The 765-nt window shown below is 35.8% G+C and carries 1 protein-coding gene; it reads left to right on the top strand.

Annotated elements, in window-relative coordinates; genetic code table 11:
• The coding region (locus tag ACFIO5_RS09875; RefSeq protein WP_375705303.1) for a ChuX/HutX family heme-like substrate-binding protein at nt 1-765 on the top strand (765 nt) is incomplete at both ends.

The following is a 765-nucleotide window of genomic DNA, read 5'->3' as shown; positions in this document are numbered from 1 at the left end:
GTTCATGAAATCACAGGATGTTTTGAAAAAATTGTTCAAAACCAACATGTCCTTCTCACACTTGGTGAAATTGACCTACGTATTTTTGCAAAACAATGGGAATTTTGTTTTGAATACGAAGCAATTGTTCTTGGAAAGCCTACGAAAAGTCTGCATTTCTTTGATCAAAATGGCGTTGCTATTTTTAAACTCTATTCTAAAGATACCACAAATATGGCAGAGTGGAATAAACTTGTTGATAAGTTGCTCCATGAGGATCAATCACCCGTTCTTGATATCCCTCCAAAAGCAATTCCAAACAAGCGCGATATTGTAGAACTGAATGTTGAAGAATTTCGCGATCGTTGGCGGAAAATGACAGATGTACACCAACTTCACGGGATTATTTCTGAACTCAAAATTAATCGACATGATGCTGTAAAATATGTCGGAAATGAATTTGCTCATGAATTAAAGAGAGAAGCTATTGAAATTATGCTCAACCAGGTTGCGCAACAAGAAGTACCTATTATGTGCTTTGTTGGAAACAAGGGATGTATCCAAATTTTTAGTGGACAAATAAAAAACATTAAGCAAATGGGACCTTGGCTTAATGTTCTCGATAAAAAATTTCACCTGCATTTACTCATTCCTGGAATCAAAAATGTATGGTGCGTTCGCAAACCTACCAGTGATGGTCATGTCACTTCACTTGAAGTTTTTGATGAAAATGATGAGATGATTATTCAATTCTTTGGTATGCGAAAAGAAGGGCAAAAAGAACGT

It is taken from the genome of Bartonella sp. AA86SXKL (assembly GCF_042196885.1).
Note: the sequence above shows the minus strand (reverse complement) of the source record. Positions and strands in the feature narration are given on the sequence as shown.